This window comes from Allobosea sp. Leaf344, from assembly GCF_001426225.1.
In the GTDB taxonomy this organism is placed as follows: Bacteria; Pseudomonadota; Alphaproteobacteria; order Rhizobiales; family Beijerinckiaceae; genus Allobosea.
On record NZ_LMRT01000013.1, the window covers coordinates 596,562 to 615,563 of the forward strand.

The following is a 19,002-nucleotide window of genomic DNA, read 5'->3' on the forward strand; positions in this document are numbered from 1 at the left end:
AGGCCCACCTCCGCCTCGGCCGCTTCGACTTCGTCGTCATCGACGCCGAGATAGGCGGCGATCACCCGCGGATCGGCCTGGATCTCGGCCGGGGTGCCGTCGGCGATCTTGGTGCCGTAATCCAGCACCACGACATGGTCCGAGATCTCCATCACCACCGACATGTCGTGCTCGATCAGCAGCAGCGCCGTGCCGATGTCCCGGCGGATCGACAAAAGCAGCGTGTTGAGCTCCAGGCTTTCGCGCGGGTTGAGGCCGGCCGCCGGCTCGTCGAGGCAGAGCAGCACCGGGTCGGTGCACATGGCGCGCGCGATTTCGAGCCGGCGCTGGTCGCCATAGGGCAGGTCGGCGGCGGGATCGTCGGCGCGGTGGATCAGGTTGATCTTCTCCAGCCAGAATTTGGCCTTCTCGATCGCCTGTTTCTCGCGCGCCGCATAGCCGCCTATGCCGAGCACGCCCAGGAAGGTGTAGCCGGAGGCTTCCATCAGCGGATTGTGCTGGGCGACGAGCAGGTTCTCCAGCACCGTCATGCCGCCGAACAGGCGGATGTTCTGGAAGGTGCGGGCGACGCGGGCTTTCCAGGAGATGCTGAAATCAGGCATGCGCTCCAGCAGATAGCTGGCGCCGCTGTCCTGGGTCAGCGTCATCATGCCTTCGGTCGGCTTGTAGAAGCCGGTGATGCAGTTGAACACCGTGGTCTTGCCGGCGCCGTTGGGGCCGATCAGCGCGGTGATCTGGCCCTTATGCGCCTCGAAGGACAGGTCGTTGACGGCGGTGAGGCCGCCGAAGCGCATCGTCAGATGCTCGACCTGGAGCAGAGGGGTCTGGTGCGGGACGCTGGTCATCAGCCGTGACCCTCCTGGACCATGTCGGAGGAGATCGCCTTCTTCTCCTTCAGGAAGGCGGTCGGCTCGCGGGTCGAGATCAGCCCGCGCGGCTTCCAGATCATGATCACGACCATCGCCAGGCCGAAGATCAGCATGCGGTATTTCGTCGGGTCGAAATCATTGCCGAAGACCTGCTTCAGCCAGTCCAGCTCGCGCAGCAGCTCGGTGCCGCCGATCATCGCCACGGCCGCGATGGCGCAGCCCCAGAGCGAGCCCATGCCGCCCAGCACGACGATCGCCAGGATGATCGCCGATTCCATGAAGACGAAGGATTCCGGCGAGATGAAGCCCTGCCGCGCCGAGAAGAAGGCGCCGGCGAAGCCGCCGAACATCGCCCCGATCGAGAAGGCGGTGAGCTTGGTGTTGGTGGTGTTGATGCCGAGCGAGCGGCAGGCGATCTCGTCCTCGCGCAGCGCCTCCCAGGCCCGCCCGACCGGCAGGCGGCGCAGCCTGAGCGTGACGAAGGCGGTGAGCAGGGCGAGCGCCAGGATCAGGTAGTAGAGGAAGATGGTCCGGTAGAGCGGCGAGAATTCCAGCCCGAACACCGCGGCGAAACCATCGTCATTGGCGTTGAACGGGATGCCGAAGAAGCTCGGCCGCGGGATGCCGGAGATGCCGGCATAGCCGCCGGAGAAATCCACCCAGTTGATCAGGACGAGCCGGATGATCTCGCCGAAGGCGAGCGTCACGATGGCGAGGTAGTCGCCGCGCAGGCGCAGCACGGGAAAGCCGAGCAGCATGCCCCAGAAGGCGGCGAGGATCCCCGAGAGCGGCAGCAGGATCCAGAAGGACAGGCCGAAATTCTTGGCGAGCAGCGCGTAGGAATAGGCGCCGACGGCGTAGAAGGCGACATAGCCGAGGTCGAGCAGGCCGGCGAGGCCAACGACGATGTTCAGCCCCCAGCCGAGCATCACGTAAATCAGGATCTGGATGCCGAAATTATCGATCCATTTCAGCGCGCCGCCCCAGCCCGCGAGGTTGATCGCGATGATCGGGAAGGTGACGAGGAAGCCCAGTCCGATCGCCGAGAACGTCCGCGAATGCCGCTGGAAGAAGGCGAAGGTGCCGTGCGGCAGGAAGCGCACCAGCGATTTCCGGTCGGCCGCACCCTGCTGGCGCAGCGCGACCAGGAAGCGGCCGACGAAGACGATGGCGACCGCCCAGGCCACCGCGTCCCAGCGCGGATCGAGCACCAGGACATTGTCCATGTTCTGGCGGGTGCCCCAGGCGATGATCGGGATGCACAGGCCGAAGGTGACGAGGCCGGCGAAGGCGGCCTCCTTCAAGGCGGCCACGAGATCGCGTTCGCGGGCGGCCGGCGTGTTGGCGAGAGGCGCTGTCATCGGCGTCAGACCTTCTCGACTTCAGGCCGACCGAGCAGGCCGGAGGGCATGAACACGAGCACGATGGCGAGGATGCAGAAGGCCGCGACATCCTTGTAGTCGATGGTGAAATAGGCCGACCACATCACCTCGATCAGGCCGATCAGCAGGCCGCCGATCACGGCTCCGGGCAGCGAGCCGATGCCGCCGAGCACCGCCGCCGTGAAGGCCTTGACCCCGGGGATGAAGCCGTCGTGGAAGCTGACCACGCCGTAGAGCACGAGATACATCACGCCGGCGACGGCGGCGAGCGCGGCGCCCATGACGAAGGTGATAGAGATCGTCCGGTCGACGTCGATGCCGAGCAGCGCCGCCATCTTGCGGTCCTGCTCGCAGGCGCGCTGCGCGCGGCCGAGCGAGGTCTTCTGGACGATGTACCAGAAGATCGCCAGCAGAACCGCCGTGGTGGCGATGATGACGATCTGCTTGTAGGAGATCTGCACCGCGTAGGTCGTGCTCTCGATCAGCGTGATCGACTTGTTGAGCATGGGCGGCGTCGATTTGTTGCGCGGGCCCTGCACCACCTGCACGAAGTTCATCAGGAAGATCGACATGCCGATCGCCGAGATGAGCGGCGCCAGGCGGAAGGAGCCGCGCAGGGGGCGATAGGCGACCCGCTCGATCGTCCAGCTCCACAGCGAGGTGAAGAACATCGCGAGGACCAGCACCACGATCAGCGCCAGCACGATCAGCCCCGCGCCGAACCAGGAGGCGATCAGCATGAAGAAGATCAGGGCGATGAAGGCCGACAGCATGAAGACGTCGCCATGGGCGAAGTTCACCATGCCGATGATCCCGAAGACCATCGTGTAGCCGATGGCGATGAGGCCGTAGATCGACCCCAGGGTCAGCCCGTTGATGAGCTGCTGGAGAAACACTTCCATTGCCGACGCCTAACCCCTCTGATCCGCTCCCGTTCTTTTCGCCGGCATGACGCCGGCGCATGCGGGATGCGAGCTGCTTGCAGAGCTACCAATGGCTTGCGGTCCCGACAATCGCCCCGGGCCATATTTCTGTCAAAAGCAATCTGGCATCGCCTGCCGCAGAATTGAGCAGCGGGCTTGACGGCCATGTCGCCTTTTCGCGCAAGATGATTGCGCGAAGCGCACTCCTGGCGACCGAGCCCGATCCACGCGCATTCTCTCGCCCCTCAGGCCTTGTCCGCCAGCTGGAAGCCATGGGCGAGCGGATCGCGATCATCGATGAAGATGGTGTTGTAGCCGGTCATGCGGGCCCAGCCCTCGATCGAGGGAATGATGGCGTCATGCGGCCCGACCTTGGCGGCGGCCTCGACCCGGCCGCGGAACAGCGTGCCGATGATGCTCTCATGGACGAAATCATCGCCCACCTTCAGCCGGCCCTGCGCCGCCCATTGCGCCATGCGCGAGGAGGTGCCGGTGCCGCAGGGCGAGCGATCCAGCGCCTTGTCGCCATAGAACACCGCGTTGCGGGCATGGGCCTCCGGCTTGGTCGGCGCGCCGGTCCAGAGGATGTGGCTGAGGCCGTTGATCGCCGCGTTCTCGGGGTGGACGAACTGGTATTTCGCATTCAGCGCCGCGCGCAGCTTCGGGCTCCAGCGCAGCAGGTCGGAGGGGTTGACCGCGGCGATGTCGCCGATCGCCGGCTGGGGATCGACGATCGCATAGAAATTGCCGCCATAGGCGACGTCGACCGTCACCTCGCCCAGCCCCTCCACCTCCGCGGTCAGCCCGGTGGCGTGGAGATAGGAGGCGATGTTGGTGATGCGGACGCTGTCGATATGGGGGCCGTTCTGGACATACGTCGCGGTCACCAGCCCGGCCGGCGTGTCGATCCTGAGCGTTCCGGGCGTGCGCGGCATGACCAGGCCGCGCTCCAGCGCCATGGTCACCGTGCCGATGGTGCCGTGGCCGCACATCGGCAGGCAGCCCGAGGTCTCGATGAAGAGGAAGGCGATGTCGGCGTCCTCGCGCGTCGGCGGGTAGAGGATCGCGCCCGACATCATGTCGTGGCCGCGCGGCTCGAAGCACAGGCCGGTGCGGATCCAGTCGAACTCGGCCAGGAAATGCGCCCGCTTCTCGACCATATTCGCGCCCTTCAGCGGCGGGGCCCCGCCGGCGACCAGGCGCACAGGATTGCCGCAGGTATGGCCGTCGACGCAGAAGAAGGTGTGAGTGGTCATGGGCTTGGCTCGGTCGGTTGGCGGTTTGATTCAAGCGGGATGCGGCAGGGCCGGTGGCTGGCGCGCATCAGAAGCGCCGCGGGCTGAAGGCCGCGATGTCGAGCTCCGGCGCGCGCCCGGCCAGGAGCGCGGCGGTGATCTCCGCCGTCACCGTCGCCTGCGTCATCCCGTAATGGCCGTGGCCGAAGGCGTAGACCACCCGCGGATTGCGGCTGGCCGCGCCGATCACCGGCAGCGAATCGGGCATCGACGGGCGAAAACCCATCCAGAGCGTGCCGCTCTCGAAAGGCGGCAGCCCATCCAGGAAACCGGCGGCCTTGTCGTAGAGCGTCTTGGTGCGGGCGTGATTGGGCGCGGCGGCGAGCCCGCCGAATTCCACGGCGCCGCCGATGCGCAGGCCGCTATCCAGCGGCGTCACCACGAAACCATGTCCCTCGAAGCCGATCGGCCGGCTGGTCAGCCCGGTCATGCCGGGAAAGCTGACATTATAGCCGCGCTCGGTGTCGAGCGGGACGCTGTCGCCCAGCGCGGCGGCGAGCGGCTTCGACCAGGCGCCGGCGGCGATCACCGCGCGGTCGACCACGCGCTGCCAGCCGTCGCGTCCGATCAGGGCAGGGCGCTCGCCGGTCGAGATCCCGGTGATCTCGGCCTTCTCGAAAGTGGCGCCGCGCGCCAGCGCCGTTTCGAACAGCGCCATCGTCAGCTGCAGCGGATCGCTGATATGGGCGGTATCGGGATGGAAGGCCGCACCGGCGAAGCCCCCCTTGAGCGCCGGCTCGAATTGGCGCAGCGCCTCGGGACCGATCATCTCGACCCGGATGCCGAACTCGGCCTGGCGGCGGGCGATCCGCGCGGCTTCGTCCATGGCGCCCGCATCGGTGAAGGCGTAGAGCCCGCCCTTGCGGTGGATGTGCCGCGTCAGCCCGCTGCGCTCGGCCCGCGCGAGCCAGGCCGGCAAGGCGCGCTGCTGCAGGGCGCCGATCCCCCGGATCGAAGCCTCATAGGCCTGCGGCCGCGCCGCGAGCACGAAGCGGACCAGCCAGGGCAAAAGCCGCGGCAGATAGGCGGGGCGGATCGAGAGCGGGCCGAGCGGATCGAGCAGGAATTTCGGCACCTGCCGCAGGATCTTGGGGCTGGCGATCGGCAGGATGTCGGTATGCGCCATCCAGCCGGCATTGCCGCGGGAGGGGCCGAAGGCCGGTCCTTCCCGATCGAGGATCAGCACCTCGTGGCCCTCGTCCAGCAGGGCATGGGCGATGGCGCAGCCGACGATGCCGGCCCCGATGATCGCGATCTTCATGATGCGCGCTCCGGCCCGTCTACGCTCATGGCAGGGACAGGGTCTTCAGCGCGCCGGGCTGCTTCACCTCGATCTCGACGAAGGCGATCGGGTGGGGCGAGCCGTTCATCACGTCGTGCTCGACGCCGGCCGGGCGCATATAGGCCTGGCCCTCGGCGAGAGGGACGTCGTTCTCGGCCTTGCCGTCATGGATGCGCAGCGTGCCGGCCGTGAGCATCACCACGAAATAGGGCCAGCCATGGCTGTGCCAGCCGGTGACGGCGCCGGGCTCGAAATCCCAGCGCGTGATGCGGATGGCCTCGTCATCCTGCTGGACGGTCGGGATGGCGGGCGTGGTGCAGGCGAAGGCCATCGCGGTTCCCGTCAGAAGGAGGGCAGGGTCGGGCGCCCGGCTTCCGCCGCCTTGACGACCGCCTCGATACGCGCCCGTTCCGGGCCGCTCAGGGCCATGCGGGGCGCGCGGCAGCGGTCATTGGAGCCGATCGCCAGCGCCTCCACAAGCTTGATGTTCTGGACGAGCCGGGCCGAGACGTCGAGGTCGAGCAGCGGGCGGAACCAGCGATAGATCGCGATCGCCTCCGCCATCCGGCCGGCGCGGGCCAGCTCGTAGATCGCCACTGTCTCGCGGGGATAGGCGACCACCAGCCCGGCGACCCAGCCATCGGCCCCCATCGCCAGGCTCTCCAGCGCGAGATTGTCGACGCCGGTCAGCACCTTGAAACGGTCGCCGCAGAGCGTCTTGATCTCGCTGATGCGCCGGATGTCGTCGGATGATTCCTTGATCGCGGTGAAGAGCGGCTCGTCCGCCAGCTCGAGCAGCATCCGGGGCGGGATGTCGACGCCATAGGCGGGCGGGTTGTTGTAGATCATCACCGGCAGGCCGCCGGCCTTGGCGACCGCGCGGTAATGGGCAGCCGTCTCGTGCGGCTCGGATTTATAGGGAATGCCTGGCAGCACCATGAAGCCCGCCGCCCCGGCTCTGGCCCCGGCCTCGGCCAGTCTGCAGGCCTGGCGCGTCGAGCCCTGCGCGACGGTCAGCAGCACCGGCACCTTGCCGGCGGCGACGCGCAGCGCGACTTCGAGCACCGCGATCTTCTCCTCGGGGTCGAGCGTCGAGGCTTCGCCCAGCGAGCCGGCGACGATCAGCCCATGGACGCCGGCGTCGAGCTGGAAGGCGAAGCAGCGTTCCATCTCCGCGATGTCGAGCCGATCATCGGCCGTGAATTTGGTGGTGACCGCGGGCAGCACGCCGGACCAGTAGGACATTGAAGAACCTCCTTGCGCACGGGTCTCGTATGCCGGCAGATTATTCGCGACCGCATTCAGCCCGTTACCTTTGGTGATATATCAATGCAGCCTCCTTCGTCAATCGCGCGTTGCATCCGGGCGGGCGCAGCATGAGCGCCGCGGATGCGTTCCAGACCGCCCTGGAGGTCGGCGCGGCGGCGCCGTCGCAATCCCCGCTCAGCCTGACCGAGATCGCCTATCGGCGGCTGGAGGAGGCGATCGTCACGCTGTCGCTGCGCCCCGGGGCGTTTCTGACGGAGGCCCAGCTGATCGACCTCGTCGGCGTGGGGCGGACGCCGGTGCGCGAGGCTTTGATCCGGCTGGCGCAGCAGGGGCTGGTGGAAGTGCTTCCGCGCAAGGGGCTGGCGGTCGCCGATGTCAACGCCATCGAGATCATGGCGGCGCTGGATGCGCGGGAGGTGCTGGAGCGACTCGTCGCCTCCGAAGCCGCCAAGCGGGCCGGCCCCAGCGACCGCATCGTCATCCTCGACAAGGCGCGGGCGATGCGGGCGGCGGCGGATCGCGGCGATGCGAACGCTTTCATGCGACTCGACAAGGAGCTCGATACCGCCGTGGCGACGGCGGCGCGCAGCCCCTATGCCACAAGGGCGCTGGAGCCTCTCCAGGCGCTGATCCGGCGCGCCTGGTTCTATTTCGAGCGCAATGACGATCTGATCCCCTCCGGCAATTTCCACATGGCGCTGGCGCATGCCATCGCCAGCGCCGATCCGCCCTCGGCGATGGCCGCCAGCGACGCGCTGATGGTGCATCTGCGCGAAGGCCTGCTCGCCACCCTGGGGCGGGACTGAGATATTGATATATCAACGCGCTTTGCCGGCTCCTCGCGGGGGCTGCGCGATCGATCCGGGAGGAGGGCTGCTTCTGGTCAGGAGCCGCGGGGGCCCCTAGATAGGGGTGTTCCCGATGGCCGGCCGGGTTCGGGAGCGCCGCGTGCAGGCGGCGGCCCGATCCCTTCCCAGATGACGACCGATAGGCTGAGATGACAGACAACGCCACGCCGGCCGTTCAGGCCGCGCCCGAGGGCCCAGCCTTTCGCGACAGGATGGCGGAGGTCGCCAGCGCCGTCCATGTCGTCACGACGATCGGCGAAAAGGGCCGCGCCGGCCTCACCGCCACGGCCGTGGCCTCGGTCTCCGACGCGCCGCCGACCGTGCTGGTCTGCATCGAGGGGGCGAGCCGGACCTTGGCCGCGATCGTCGCCAATGGCGTGTTCTGCATCAACACGCTGACCGGCGAGCAGCAGGAGCTGGCCGAGATCTTCGCCAGCCGCCGCGGCATCGACGGCGAGGCGCGCTTCGCCAGCGCCGGCTGGGACGCGTTGACGACGGGTGCGCCCGCGTTGCAGGGCGCGGTCGCCTGCTTCGATTGCCGGCTTCAGGGCGTGCATCAGGCCGCCACGCACCGCATCCTGATCGGCGAGGTGGTGGGCATGCGCGGCCGGGCCGGCAGCTCCGGGCTGATCTATCGGCGGCGCCGCTTCGAAAGCGTCTGATCCGTTCAGCCTTCCGCGTCGATCTCGGCGAAGACGCCGGCGGCTTCCTTGAAGGCGTGGTTGGCGGCCGGCACGCCGGCATAGACGCCGGCCTGGATCAGCACCTCCTTGATCTCGTCGCGCGAGAGCCCGTTATTGAGGGCGCCGCGGACATGGATGCGGAACTCGCCCCAGGCACCGAGCGCGGTGGCGATCGAGAGCACGATGATCGAGCGCGCGCGCCGGTCGAGCCCCGGCCGGTTCCAGATATCGTTCCAGGCGATGCGGGTGATGAATTCCTGGAAGTCGCTGTTGAACGGCGTCACCGCCGCATTCGCTTTGTCGACATAGGCTTCGCCCAGCACGGCGCGGCGCGTCGCCATGCCGTTCTGATATCGCTCGGTCTCGTCCATCACGCTGTCCTCAACCCGTCAGGAAGTCGAGCACGGCCCTGGTGAAGGCCTCCGGCTGCTCGAGATTGGAGAGATGGGCGGCGTCGAGCTCGAGCCGCCGCGCGCCGGGGATGGCGTCGGCGATGAGATGGCCGGCGGCGGGAGGGGTCGCGGGATCGCCGGCGCCGATGATCACCAGCACCGGGTTCGCGATGCCGCGGATCGCCCAGCGCTGGTCCATGTCGCGGATCGCGGCACAGCATGTGGCGTAGCCGATGGCCGGCGTCGTCTCGAGCATGCCGGAGACGCGGGCGACGATGTCGGGCCGGCTCTCGCGGAAGCCGGTGCTGAACCAGCGCTCCAGCGTCGGCTGCACCAGCCCGGCCATGCCCTGGCTGCGGACGGTGCGGATGCGACCGTTCCAGAGATCGGGCGGCCCCATGCGCGCGGCCGTATTGGCGAGCACGATGCGGTCGAAGCGCTCGCGGGCATGGGTCGCGACGCATTGCCCGACCATGCCGCCCTTCGACAGGCCGCACCAATGGGCGCGTTCGATGCCGAGATGGTCGAGGATCGCCAGGGCGTCGCGGCCGAGCTGCGCGATCGAGAAAGCCGTATCGTCGGCGACGGACTGGCCATGGCCGCGGGAATCGTAGCGGATGACGCGGAAGCGCCGCGACCACTCCGGGATCTGCGGCTCCCACATCGAGAGATTGGTGCCGAGCGAGTTCGACAGGAGCAGAGCGGGCGCATCCTCCGGCCCGTCGATGCGGATGTTGAAGGGCTCGCCCCTGATGGTCTCGATCGGCATTCCTGGTCGCTCCGATGTCAGTTTGCGGTGATCAGCCCGTCGCTGGAGACAGCGAGCTCGCGTCCGGCGAGGGCAATCTGGTCTCGTGCGGCGAGCCGGAAGGCGGGAGGTACCGGCCAGCCCATCTCGCGCGCGACGATCAGCCCGAGCAGCAGGATCGCGTCCGGCGCATCGAGCAGCAGCGCGGCCGGCGCATGGCCGGCATGGACGAGTTCGAGCAGCACGGCCGAGGCGGAGGAGGAGCCGATCGTGCCGGGCAGGGCCAGCACCGTGCCGGCGATGCTCTGCCCACGCTCCGGATGACGGGCGTCGATAATCGCGCCGCTGCGCGGATCGACGCCGCCCCAGAAGCTGATCGGCGCGGTCAGCGCCAGGCAGCGCCCGCTCGCGGCTGCGCCGGGGATGAGGATCTCCGCCTTCAGCACCATGCGCGCGGCTCCCTGACCAGCCGGCCGGCGGCCGCGCTCTCGACGCATTCGGCCAGCGAGCCATAGGTGACGGCATAGCCGGTGTTGCCCGGCGCGTAATGCGCGAATTTCCCGGAATTGGTCATCAGCACCGCGCCGTCGATCTCGGGCAGGATCGGGGTGACGACGACGCAGGTGTCGACGACGAAGACGATGCCGGCTTGCTCCAGCGCGGCGCGGCGGCCCTGCTGCTCCAGCGGCCCGACGACGTGCCGTCCCGTATTGACGTAGAGCGGCACGGCGAGCCGGCGCCCGGCCAGACGCTGCTCGACCTCGGTGATTTCGGCCAAAGAGAGATGCGGCGAGCCGATCGCGACGGCGTCGACCCTGTCGGTCTCGCCCGCGGTGGAGAGCCCGGCGAGCGCATCCCCGACCCGGTCCGGGGTCAGCACCAGAGTCTCCCGCGGCGCGAGCCCGGCGAGGGCGGTCAGCGCATCCGGTGCTTCCGGGGTGACGCCGGCGATGTGGAACAGGCCGACGCCGCCGGCCGACGCCGATGCCGCGCCCAGCGCCTTCAGCCGGTCCTCGGTGGTGCAGCCCTGCAGCCCCTCGATCACGGCGACGGCGGTGCCGGCGAAGCGGCCGAGCAGCGTCCCCAGCACGGGGTAGAACACATCCGAGGCGCGCAGCGCCTGCGACAGCGGTCTGGCGTCGATCAGCAGGGTCGCGACGCGGTTCTCCGGGCGATGCAGCCCGTAATCGGGGGCGCGCCCGGCGATCGCGCAGGCAATGTCGAGGAAATCGCCATAGCGGTTGGTGCGGGCGCCGAGCACCGAATTGCAGAAGACCACGGCGTTGGATTCGCCCCAGGCGACGTCGCTGCCGAGGGCCGGGCGGTGGCCGGCCTGATAGGGGGCGCAGGTCCAGGAGGGTTCGCAACCCATCGCCTCATAGGCGCGCATCATCCTCGCGGCCATGTCGCGCTGATGCGGCGGCAGGCGGATGGCGGCGCAGCCGGCGGGGCTCAGCGCCCCGACGTTCAGGGTCGAACGGATGGCGACGCGCGCGCCGCCCTCCACCAGTTTCTCGGCGAAGAGCGTGCCGGAATCGCCATGGTAGAGCGCGCCGTCGATATGGGCGGAGGCGACGGGCAGCAGCCGCGGCGCCCCCATCAGCCGCGCGGTCTCGGCGACGATGCGCATGGCCATCGCGGCACCCGGCCCCTCGCTGCCCGCCGCGATGGCGGCTTCCTCGGCGGTCAGCTCAAGCATCGGCGGGGCTCCCCTGGCGCCGGTGGCGGGCGAGCACCGCGTCGATGATCGCATCGCTGGCGCCGCGGTAACTCGCGGGGTCGAACAGCGTCTCGAGCTCCGCGGCGCCCAGAGCCGCGGCGATTTCGGGCATCGCTTCCAGCTCCAGCCTGAGATGGCGGCCCTGGGCGAGGCAGCGCCGGCTCGCCTCTTCCAGCAGGTGATGCGCCTGTTCGCGGCCGAGCCGCGGAGCGAGCGCGAGCGAGACCCGCTCGGCCATGACGAGGCCGTGGGTCAAATCGAGATTGGCGCGCATCCGCTCGGGAAAGACTTGCAGCCCCTCGATCAGCGTCAGCGTCTGCGCCAGCGCCGCGCCGCCGATCCTGTACAGCTCCGCCATGCTGCGCCATTCCGGATGCCAGCCGCCGAGCGCGCGCTCATGCTCCTGCGGCAGGCAGGCCAGCATGGTGGCGACCAGGCCCGGAGCGCGTTTCGCCGCCGCCAGGATCAGCGTGCACAGCACCGGGTTGCGCTTGTGCGGCATGGCAGAGGAGCCGCCCTTGCCAGGCGCCTCCGGCTCCGCCAGCTCGCCGATCTCGGTCTGCGCCATCAGCCCGATATCGAGGGCGATCTTGCCGAGATGCCCGGTCAGTATGCCGAGTTCGGCGGCGCTGCGGGCCAGCGCGCCGCGGCTGGTATGGCTCGGTATGCCGGTGGCGCCCAGCGCGCTGCGCACCGCCGCGGCGTCGTCTCCGAGCGAGGCCAGCGTCCCCGCCGCACCGCCCAGCTGGACCGGGAGGGGAGGCTGGCGCCGCCATGTCTCCGCGATGTCGAGCACCGGCTCCAGCCATTGCGCCGCCTTGACGCCGAAGCTGATCGGCACGGCGTGCTGCAGGAAGGTGCGCCCGATCATCGGCGTGTCGCGATGAGCGCAAGCGAGCGCCGCCAGCGCATCGGCCAGGCGCCGGGCGCGGCCCGCCAGCAGCTGCTGCGCGGCGCGGTACTGCAACGCGGCGCCGGAATCGATGACGTCCTGGCTGGTCGCGCCGAAATGCACCCATTTCGCCGCCTCCCGATCCTGCCCCGCCACCCTCTCGGTCAGCGCCTTGACGAGCGGGATCGCCGGGTTGCCGGCCAAGGTCGCGGCGCGGCCGATCGCGCCGGGGTCGTAGAGGGAGGCGTCGCATTGCGCGGCGATGAGCGTCGCCGCCTCGGCCGGGAGGAGGCCGCAGCGCGCCTGGGCGGCGGCGAGGGCGGCCTCGAAATCCAGCATCGCCTGCAGCGTCGCGCCGTCCGAAAACAGGCTGTCCATCTGCGCATCGGCGAAGAGTTCGCCATGGAGCCCGCAGGCCGCGTCGCTCATCGGCCGGCGCGGCACTGGCCGGCAGGCGGCATGCGGCTGCTCCGGTGCATCATCGCGTTTCATCCTCTTGAATCGCCCGGCGCTTTCCGCTCATGGATAGCCGCTCCTGCCTTGGATAGACCCGAGGCAGGTCCGGCTGCAACAGGAGCCGGTGCGTTGCGGCTGGGAACGGAGGAAGAGCCATGGCGATGACGATGAGCGGCGAGGTCACGCTGCCGGCCTCGAAGGATGTGGTCTGGGCGAAACTCAATGATCCCGAGGTGCTGAAGGCCTGCATTCCGGGCTGCGACCAGCTCAACAAGGATGACGAGACGCATTTCTCCGCGGTGGTGAAGGTCAAGCTCGGGCCGGTGAAGGCGACGTTCCGCGGCAAGGTCGAGCTCGTCGATCTCGATCCGCCGAACGGCTACCGCATCCAGGGCGAAGGCGAGGGCGGGATCGCCGGTTTCGCCAAGGGCGGCGCCAAGGTGGCGCTCAGCGACGCCGCCGAGGGCCAGACGGTGCTGCGCTACGATGTCGAGGCGCAGGTCGGCGGCAAGCTGATGCAGCTAGGTTCGCGCCTGATCGATTCCGTCTCGAAGAAGCTCGCCGACGAGTTCTTCGCCAATTTCGCCAAGGCCGTCAGCGCCGGCTGATCGGCCTCTCGCCGCTCAGGAGGCGTTGCGCAGCGCCGATAGCGTCGAGCTGACGGTCGCCTCCGCCTCGCCGACCCTGAGCGCCATCTGCGACGCCACGCGGTTGGCGTGGTTCAGCGCCTTGGCGGTGCGCTCCAGGCTGTCATCGACGGCGCGGGCGCTGGACAGCGCCTGTTCCGCGAAGCCCGCGACATCGGACGCGTCATGGGCGATCGCCGAGGTCACCTGGCTCTGCTGGGCGACGGCTGCCGAGATCGCCTCGGAATCGAGGCGGATCTCGCCGACGGTCCGCGCGATCGAGGCGGCGTGCTGGCTGCAATCCTCGGCGCTGGCGGCGAATTCCGCCATCTGCGTCGAGATGTCATGCGTGGCGTGAGCGGTCTGGGTCGCGAGGCTCTTCACCTCCGAGGCGACGACTGCGAAGCCGCGCCCGGCCTCGCCGGCGCGGGCGGCCTCGATGGTCGCGTTCAGCGCCAGGAGATTGGTCTGCGCCGCTATGTCTGCGATCAGCCCCAGCACCGTGCCGATCTTGGTGGTGCTGTCGCGCAGCTGCGTGATCGCGGCGTTCATCGCCTCGGCATCGTCGACGGCGCGGGTGGCGATGCCGAGGCTCTGGCGCGCCCGCTGCTCGATCTCGGCGATATTGGCCGACATCTGCTCCGTCGCGGAAGCCGTCTGGATGGCCCGCTCCTGCATCAGCCCCGCCGCCCGCGTCATGCCGGCGATCTGCTCGCCGATGAAGGTGGTGGCGCGGGTGGTCTCGTCGGCGGTTTCGATGAACTGCTCCACGGCGCCGCTGATCGCCTGGTCGAGCGAGCCGATCCGCGTTTTCAGCGTGACCGTCGCCTGGTCGAGGGCCGCGCCGTGCTGCCTGTGCTCGCGCAGCAGGGCATAATTGACATGGGCGAGCGCGAGGCCGCCTTCCAGCGCCAGCACCTCGTGGATCAGCTCCAGATCCTGCGCGAAGCGGCGGGGCCGGAGCAGGTGCCGGAGACGGGTCCGGATCGCGATCGCGGGGATGAGTGCCGCCGCCACGGCCACACGCGCGCGAACGCCGAGGCCGGTCTGCTTCTCCAGCAGGTGGAGGTTCTGGTGCGAGCGAATATAGGCGTCGGCGAAATCGCCGTCGAAGAGCAGGAGGAAATGCGCCTCCTCGGCGGCGGCGAGCTGCGCGATCAGCTCCGGCGTCGCGGCATCGGCAGAGGGATCGATGAGCCGCAAGCGCTCCAGGCTGCGCAGGATGAGGGGCGGCAGCAGGCGCGCGACCAGCGGCTTGTGGCTGCGCAGGACCGCCCGCATGTGCTGGTCGAACTCCAGCGCGTCCAGACGCATCTTCAACTGCTCGCCGAGGTCGACCACGATGTGCCTGCGCCCAATGTTGCGAAACTGCCGTAACGTAGGCCGGTCCGGTTAAAAATCCCTGCCCTCGGAACGGCTTGCGTCGCAGAACGTGCAGGGCCGTGATCACATCTGCAAAAACGGGCTCAAACCGGTCGAAACAGCGCTGTTTTCCAAAGCAGATGACGCTTGACCGCTGAAATATGCAGGTCCACATTGGATTTCGAGCTGTTCCAAGGAAAAGCTGCCAGCGCGGAGCCGTCTCCGCGGAAGCCCCTGGGCGCAACGGCCGACGCGATGTCTCAAGCCGGGCGCGAGACCCGGGGATTACAGGAGGAATGCCCATGGCCACCGTATCCATGACGGTGAACGGCAAAGCCGTCACCGGCGTCATCGACCCCCGCACGCTGCTGGTGCAGTTCCTGCGCGAGAATCTGCGGCTGACCGGCACCCATGTCGGCTGCGACACCAGCCAATGCGGCGCCTGCGTGGTCCATGTCGACGGGGTCGCCGTGAAATCCTGCACCGCCCTGGCCATCTCGCTCGAGGGCGCCGAGGTGACGACGATCGAGGGGCTGGCGACGGATGGCCGGCTGCATCCGATGCAGGAGGCGTTCCGCGAGCATCACGGCCTGCAGTGCGGCTATTGCACGCCCGGCATGATCATGGCCGCCGTCGACATCGTGAACCGTCGCGGCAACGACCTCGACGAGAAGACGATCCGCGAGGATCTCGACGGCAATATCTGCCGCTGCACCGGCTACCACAACATCGTCAAGGCGATCGCCGCCGGTGCGACGGCCATGGCGGGCGGGTCGGCCGCCGATCGCGAACCGCCCCGCCAGGCCGCCGAATGAGTTTTCAGCCCGCGCTATCCCGCGCGGGCTTTTTCTCGAGCCATGACGCGCCCGGAGAGGCGCCGTGCGAGGAGGGGAAACATGACCGCAACAGGCATCGGCGCGCCAGTCCGCCGCAAGGAAGACCACCGCTACATCACCGGCCAGGGACGCTACACCGACGACATCAACCGGCCCGGCCAGGCCCATGCCTATTTCCTGCGCTCGCCGCATGCGCATGCGGCCATCCGCGGCATCGACACCGCCGCCGCGCGCGCCATGCCGGGCGTCATCGGCATCTTCACCGGGGATGATCTGGCGGCCGACAAGGTCGGCGGGCTGATCTGCGGCTGGATGATCCACAACAAGGACGGCTCGCCGATGCGCGCCGGCGCGCATCCGGCGCTGGCCCAGGGCAAGGTGCGCTATGTCGGCGACCATGTCGCGGTGATCATCGCCGAGACGCTGGCGCAGGCGCGCGACGCCTCCGAGGCGGTGATCGTCGATTACGAGGTGCTGCCGGCGGTGGTCTATACCGCCAGCGCGGCCGGCACCGAGACCGTGATCCATGCGGAGGCGCCCGACAACACCGTCTACAATTGGCATCTCGGCAACAAGGACGAGACGGAGCGCGCCTTCCGCGAGGCGGCGCATGTCACCAGGCTCGACATCGTCAACAACCGGCTGGTGCCGAACCCGATGGAGCCGCGCGCGGCCGTCGGCGATTACGACCAGGGCGAGGGCGCCTTCACGCTCTACACGACGAGCCAGAACCCGCATGTCGCGCGGCTGGTGCTCTCGGCCTTCATCGGCATCGCGCCGGAGAACAAGCTGCGCGTGATCGCGCCCGATGTCGGCGGCGGCTTCGGCTCGAAGATCTTCATCTATGCCGAGGAGACGGTCTGCGTCTGGGCGGCGAAGAAGGTCGGCCGGCCGGTGAAGTGGAATTCCGACCGCACCGAGGCCTTCCTGGCCGATGCGCATGGGCGCGACCACGTCACCCATGCCGAGCTCGCGACCAATGCCGAGGGCCGGATCACCGGGCTCAGGGTCAAGACCACGGCCAATCTCGGCGCCTATCTCTCGACCTTCTCCTCCTCGGTGCCGACCTATCTCTACGCGCCGCTGCTCTCCGGCTCCTACGATATCCCGGCGATCTATGCCGAGGTCGACGCGGTCTATACCAACACCGCCCCGGTCGACGCCTATCGCGGCGCCGGGCGGCCGGAAGCGACCTTCGTCGTCGAGCGGCTGGTCGAGGTCGCGGCGCGCGAGCTGGGGCGCGACCCGGCGAAGTTCCGGATGCAGAACTACGTCCGGAAGTTCCCGCACCAGACGCCGGTGATCATGATGTACGACACCGGCAACTATGCGGCCTCGATGAAGAAGGCGCTGGAGATCATCGACTATAAGGGCTTCGGCAAGCGCAAGCGCGAATCCGCCCGCAACGGCAAGCTGCGCGGCATCGGCTTCTCCTCCTATATCGAGGCCTGCGGCATCGCGCCCTCGGCGGCGGTCGGCTCGCTCGGGGCCGGTGTCGGGCTGTGGGAATCGGCGGAGGTCCGGGTCAATCCGGTCGGTACGGTCGAGGTGCTGACCGGTTCGCACAGCCATGGCCAGGGCCATGAGACGACCTTCGCCCAGCTGGTCTCCGACCGGCTCGGCATCCCGATCGAGAACGTCTCGATCGTCCATGGCGACACCGACAAGGTGCAGATGGGCATGGGCACCTATGGCTCGCGCTCGGGTGCGGTCGGCATGTCGGCGATCTTCAAGGCGGTCGACAAGGTGATCGCCAAGGGCAAGAAGGTCGCGGCCTATGTGCTGGAGGCCGACGAGGCGGATATCGACTTCGCCGACGGCCATTTCTCGGTGAAGGGCACCGATCGCAAGCTCGATTTCGGCTCATGCGCGCTGCAGGCCTATGTCGCGCACAAGTTCAGCGGCCAGGATCTCGAGCCGGGGCTGAAGGAGGGGGCGTTCTACGACCCGACCAATTTCACCTTCCCGGCCGGCGTCCATATCTGCGAGCTCGAGATCGACCCCGATACCGGCGTCACAAAAATCCAGCGCTGGGCGGCGGTGGATGATTTCGGCGTGGTGATCAATCCGATGATCGTCGAGGGCCAGGTCCATGGCGGCATCGCCCAGGGGGTCGGGCAGGCGCTGCTTGAAGGCGCCAAATACAATTCTGACGGCCAGCTGGTGACGGCGAGCTTCATGGATTACTGCATGCCGCGCGCCGACGACCTGCCGTCATTCGACGTCGGCATGACCGTGACGCCATGCCCGTCCAATCCGCTCGGCATCAAGGGCTGCGGGGAGGCCGGCGCCATCGCCGCGCCGCCCGCCGTGATCAACGCCATCACCGACGCGCTCGGCCATGAGGACATCGCCATGCCGGCGACGCCGCAGGCCGTGTGGCGGGCGGCGCAGAAGAGTGTGAGGAGGCAGGCGGCGGAGTGAGGAGGCCGGCCATCCCCGGGGCGCCGCGCCGTCCCGAAGGATGATCCGGCCCGCTGCGGAACAGGCTCCGAGGCGCGCTTCCGCTGGAAGCGCTGCCCGGAGCCGAGGGTCGGGAGCCGTTTTGGCCCGCGCCCGCTCCGACTGCCGAATGCCTGTTGCAGACGAGGTTCAGGGAGACAAGTCATGTACGCCTTCAACTACCATCGCCCCGCCACGGCCCGTCAGGCGGCCGGACTCCTGTCGAAGAAGGAGGACGCCAAGCTGCTGGCGGGCGGCCATACCCTGCTGCCGACGATGAAGCAGCGGCTCGCCTCGCCGGCGCATCTGGTCGATCTCGCCGGCTGCGCCGACCTCAAGGGCATCACCCGCAAGGGCCGGACCATCGTCATCGGCGCCATGACGACCCATGCCGAAGTCGCGGCCTCGGCCGAGGTGCGGGAGGCGATTCCGGGCCTCGCCTGGCTCGCCTCGCATATCGGCGACCCGCATGTCCGGCATCGCGGCACGATCGGCGGCTCCGTCGCCAATAACGACCCGGCCGCGGATTATCCCGCCGCCTGCCTGGCGCTGGGCGCCACCATCGTCACCAATACCCGCAAGATCGAGGCAGACGCCTTCTTCACCGGGCTGTACGAGACGGCGCTGGAAGAGGGCGAGATCATCACCCGGATCGTCTTCCCGCTCGCCTCGCGCGCGGCCTATGCCAAGTTCCGCAACCCCGCCTCGCGCTATGCTCTGGTCGGCGTGTTCGTCGCCAAGCGCGGGCCGGAGGTGCGCGTCGCGGTGACCGGCGCCGGCGAAGGCGGCGTCTTCCGCTGGGCCGAGGGCGAGGCGGCGCTGCGCAACCGCTTCGCGCCCAAATCGCTGGATGGGCTCAAGGCCTCGGCCGACGGCATCAACAGCGACATGCATGCCGATGCCGAATATCGAGCCCATCTCATCGGCGTCATGGCCAAAGAGGCCGTGGCGCGTGCCACGGGCAAGTGAGCGCGGCG

At 68.7% G+C, this 19,002-nt stretch carries 18 protein-coding genes and 1 pseudogene; 6 read left to right on the forward strand and 13 right to left on the reverse strand.

Annotated elements, in window-relative coordinates; all coding sequences use genetic code 11:
- Nucleotides 1-29 precede the first annotated feature (29 nt).
- The 7 genes and pseudogenes from ASG72_RS11480 to ASG72_RS11510 form a co-directional block, all read right to left on the reverse strand.
- Nucleotides 30-845 (reverse strand): annotated as a pseudogene (locus ASG72_RS11480) (ABC transporter ATP-binding protein); the annotation flags it as partial.
- A complete protein-coding gene (gene livM / locus ASG72_RS11485; RefSeq protein WP_056712344.1) occupies nucleotides 845-2,230 on the reverse strand; it encodes a high-affinity branched-chain amino acid ABC transporter permease LivM in 1,386 nt (461 codons plus the stop codon). The pseudogene ASG72_RS11480 and the gene livM, both read right to left, overlap by 1 nt.
- 5 nt (nucleotides 2,231-2,235) lie before the next feature.
- A complete protein-coding gene (locus tag ASG72_RS11490; protein ID WP_056712346.1) occupies nucleotides 2,236-3,153 on the reverse strand; it encodes a branched-chain amino acid ABC transporter permease in 918 nt (305 codons plus the stop codon).
- Nucleotides 3,154-3,419: 266 nt separating this feature from the next.
- Nucleotides 3,420-4,430, reverse strand: a complete 1,011-nt coding sequence (locus tag ASG72_RS11495; RefSeq protein WP_056712348.1) for a 4-hydroxyproline epimerase — start codon at nucleotides 4,428-4,430, stop codon at nucleotides 3,420-3,422.
- A 67-nt stretch (nucleotides 4,431-4,497) separates the two neighbouring features.
- Nucleotides 4,498-5,730 (reverse strand): FAD-dependent oxidoreductase, encoded by a 1,233-nt coding sequence (locus ASG72_RS11500; RefSeq protein ID WP_056712350.1) that lies wholly within the window; start codon nucleotides 5,728-5,730, stop codon nucleotides 4,498-4,500.
- A 25-nt stretch (nucleotides 5,731-5,755) separates the two neighbouring features.
- The gene (locus ASG72_RS11505) at nucleotides 5,756-6,082 is read right to left on the reverse strand and encodes a cupin domain-containing protein (RefSeq protein WP_056712351.1); all 327 of its coding nucleotides are present in this window, start codon (nucleotides 6,080-6,082) and stop codon (nucleotides 5,756-5,758) included.
- Between the two features lie 11 nt (nucleotides 6,083-6,093).
- Nucleotides 6,094-6,996 (reverse strand): dihydrodipicolinate synthase family protein, encoded by a 903-nt coding sequence (locus tag ASG72_RS11510; protein WP_056712353.1) that lies wholly within the window; start codon nucleotides 6,994-6,996, stop codon nucleotides 6,094-6,096.
- Nucleotides 6,997-7,127: 131 nt separating this feature from the next.
- Here ASG72_RS11510 and ASG72_RS11515 point away from each other — a divergent pair, with 131 nt between their 5' ends.
- On the forward strand, nucleotides 7,128-7,826 hold the full coding sequence (locus tag ASG72_RS11515) for a GntR family transcriptional regulator (protein ID WP_056712356.1): 699 nt from the start codon (nucleotides 7,128-7,130) through the stop codon (nucleotides 7,824-7,826).
- A gap of 191 nt (nucleotides 7,827-8,017) precedes the next feature.
- Nucleotides 8,018-8,530 (forward strand): flavin reductase family protein, encoded by a 513-nt coding sequence (locus ASG72_RS11520; RefSeq protein WP_056712358.1) that lies wholly within the window; start codon nucleotides 8,018-8,020, stop codon nucleotides 8,528-8,530.
- 5 nt (nucleotides 8,531-8,535) lie between these two features.
- On the opposite strand, the gene ASG72_RS11525 is transcribed toward ASG72_RS11520, so the two are convergent.
- From ASG72_RS11525 to pcaB, 5 genes are read right to left on the reverse strand one after another with little or no spacing between them, the layout of a single operon-like run.
- Nucleotides 8,536-8,922, reverse strand: coding sequence for a carboxymuconolactone decarboxylase family protein (locus ASG72_RS11525; protein WP_056712360.1), 387 nt, complete (start codon nucleotides 8,920-8,922; stop codon nucleotides 8,536-8,538).
- A 10-nt stretch (nucleotides 8,923-8,932) separates the two neighbouring features.
- Nucleotides 8,933-9,712 carry a 3-oxoadipate enol-lactonase gene (pcaD, locus tag ASG72_RS11530; protein WP_056712362.1) on the reverse strand — a complete coding sequence of 260 codons (780 nt, stop codon included), beginning with the start codon at nucleotides 9,710-9,712 and terminating at the stop codon, nucleotides 8,933-8,935.
- Nucleotides 9,713-9,729: 17 nt separating this feature from the next.
- Entirely contained in the window at nucleotides 9,730-10,140 is a 411-nt protein-coding gene (locus tag ASG72_RS11535; protein ID WP_056712365.1) for a DUF126 domain-containing protein, read from the reverse strand.
- Nucleotides 10,131-11,390: an aconitase X catalytic domain-containing protein gene (locus ASG72_RS11540; protein ID WP_082540275.1), complete on the reverse strand. Its 1,260-nt coding sequence runs from the start codon at nucleotides 11,388-11,390 to the stop codon at nucleotides 10,131-10,133. Before ASG72_RS11540 ends, ASG72_RS11535 begins: the two co-directional genes overlap by 10 nt.
- Nucleotides 11,383-12,795, reverse strand: coding sequence for a 3-carboxy-cis,cis-muconate cycloisomerase (gene pcaB / locus ASG72_RS11545; protein ID WP_200939926.1), 1,413 nt, complete (start codon nucleotides 12,793-12,795; stop codon nucleotides 11,383-11,385). The genes ASG72_RS11540 and pcaB overlap by 8 nt, the downstream gene beginning before the upstream one ends.
- Nucleotides 12,796-12,914: 119 nt before the next feature.
- Between pcaB and ASG72_RS11550 the strand changes: the two genes are divergently transcribed.
- Nucleotides 12,915-13,367, forward strand: coding sequence for a carbon monoxide dehydrogenase subunit G (locus ASG72_RS11550; protein ID WP_056712367.1), 453 nt, complete (start codon nucleotides 12,915-12,917; stop codon nucleotides 13,365-13,367).
- A gap of 15 nt (nucleotides 13,368-13,382) precedes the next feature.
- On the opposite strand, the gene ASG72_RS11555 is transcribed toward ASG72_RS11550, so the two are convergent.
- Nucleotides 13,383-14,726, reverse strand: a complete 1,344-nt coding sequence (locus ASG72_RS11555; RefSeq protein WP_056712369.1) for a methyl-accepting chemotaxis protein — start codon at nucleotides 14,724-14,726, stop codon at nucleotides 13,383-13,385.
- Between the two features lie 323 nt (nucleotides 14,727-15,049).
- Here ASG72_RS11555 and ASG72_RS11560 point away from each other — a divergent pair, with 323 nt between their 5' ends.
- The 3 genes from ASG72_RS11560 to ASG72_RS11570 all read left to right on the forward strand — a co-directional run bounded on the left by ASG72_RS11560 (nucleotide 15,050) and on the right by ASG72_RS11570 (nucleotide 18,994).
- Nucleotides 15,050-15,562, forward strand: a complete 513-nt coding sequence (locus ASG72_RS11560; RefSeq protein ID WP_056712370.1) for a (2Fe-2S)-binding protein — start codon at nucleotides 15,050-15,052, stop codon at nucleotides 15,560-15,562.
- A gap of 81 nt (nucleotides 15,563-15,643) precedes the next feature.
- A complete protein-coding gene (locus ASG72_RS11565) occupies nucleotides 15,644-18,007 on the forward strand; it encodes a xanthine dehydrogenase family protein molybdopterin-binding subunit (protein ID WP_056712372.1) in 2,364 nt (787 codons plus the stop codon).
- Between the two features lie 183 nt (nucleotides 18,008-18,190).
- Nucleotides 18,191-18,994 (forward strand): xanthine dehydrogenase family protein subunit M, encoded by an 804-nt coding sequence (locus tag ASG72_RS11570; RefSeq protein WP_056712374.1) that lies wholly within the window; start codon nucleotides 18,191-18,193, stop codon nucleotides 18,992-18,994.
- The last annotated feature ends 8 nt before the right edge of the window (nucleotides 18,995-19,002 follow it).

What these genes read in the sequence shown, in the direction of transcription:
- ASG72_RS11550 (WP_056712367.1), top strand. Translation starts at nt 12,915, where the DNA reads ATGGCGATGACGATGAGCGGCGAGGTCACGCTGCCGGCCTCGAAGGAT.
- ASG72_RS11570 (WP_056712374.1), top strand. Translation starts at nt 18,191, where the DNA reads ATGTACGCCTTCAACTACCATCGCCCCGCCACGGCCCGTCAGGCGGCC.
- ASG72_RS11540 (WP_082540275.1), bottom strand. Translation starts at nt 11,390, where the DNA reads ATGCTTGAGCTGACCGCCGAGGAAGCCGCCATCGCGGCGGGCAGCGAG.
- livM (WP_056712344.1), bottom strand. Translation starts at nt 2,230, where the DNA reads ATGACAGCGCCTCTCGCCAACACGCCGGCCGCCCGCGAACGCGATCTC.
- pcaB (WP_200939926.1), bottom strand. Translation starts at nt 12,795, where the DNA reads ATGAAACGCGATGATGCACCGGAGCAGCCGCATGCCGCCTGCCGGCCA.
- ASG72_RS11495 (WP_056712348.1), bottom strand. Translation starts at nt 4,430, where the DNA reads ATGACCACTCACACCTTCTTCTGCGTCGACGGCCATACCTGCGGCAAT.
- ASG72_RS11500 (WP_056712350.1), bottom strand. Translation starts at nt 5,730, where the DNA reads ATGAAGATCGCGATCATCGGGGCCGGCATCGTCGGCTGCGCCATCGCC.
- ASG72_RS11535 (WP_056712365.1), bottom strand. Translation starts at nt 10,140, where the DNA reads ATGGTGCTGAAGGCGGAGATCCTCATCCCCGGCGCAGCCGCGAGCGGG.
- ASG72_RS11510 (WP_056712353.1), bottom strand. Translation starts at nt 6,996, where the DNA reads ATGTCCTACTGGTCCGGCGTGCTGCCCGCGGTCACCACCAAATTCACG.
- ASG72_RS11525 (WP_056712360.1), bottom strand. Translation starts at nt 8,922, where the DNA reads ATGGACGAGACCGAGCGATATCAGAACGGCATGGCGACGCGCCGCGCC.
- ASG72_RS11560 (WP_056712370.1), top strand. Translation starts at nt 15,050, where the DNA reads ATGGCCACCGTATCCATGACGGTGAACGGCAAAGCCGTCACCGGCGTC.
- ASG72_RS11520 (WP_056712358.1), top strand. Translation starts at nt 8,018, where the DNA reads ATGACAGACAACGCCACGCCGGCCGTTCAGGCCGCGCCCGAGGGCCCA.
- pcaD (WP_056712362.1), bottom strand. Translation starts at nt 9,712, where the DNA reads ATGCCGATCGAGACCATCAGGGGCGAGCCCTTCAACATCCGCATCGAC.
- ASG72_RS11515 (WP_056712356.1), top strand. Translation starts at nt 7,128, where the DNA reads ATGAGCGCCGCGGATGCGTTCCAGACCGCCCTGGAGGTCGGCGCGGCG.
- ASG72_RS11565 (WP_056712372.1), top strand. Translation starts at nt 15,644, where the DNA reads ATGACCGCAACAGGCATCGGCGCGCCAGTCCGCCGCAAGGAAGACCAC.
- ASG72_RS11490 (WP_056712346.1), bottom strand. Translation starts at nt 3,153, where the DNA reads ATGGAAGTGTTTCTCCAGCAGCTCATCAACGGGCTGACCCTGGGGTCG.
- ASG72_RS11505 (WP_056712351.1), bottom strand. Translation starts at nt 6,082, where the DNA reads ATGGCCTTCGCCTGCACCACGCCCGCCATCCCGACCGTCCAGCAGGAT.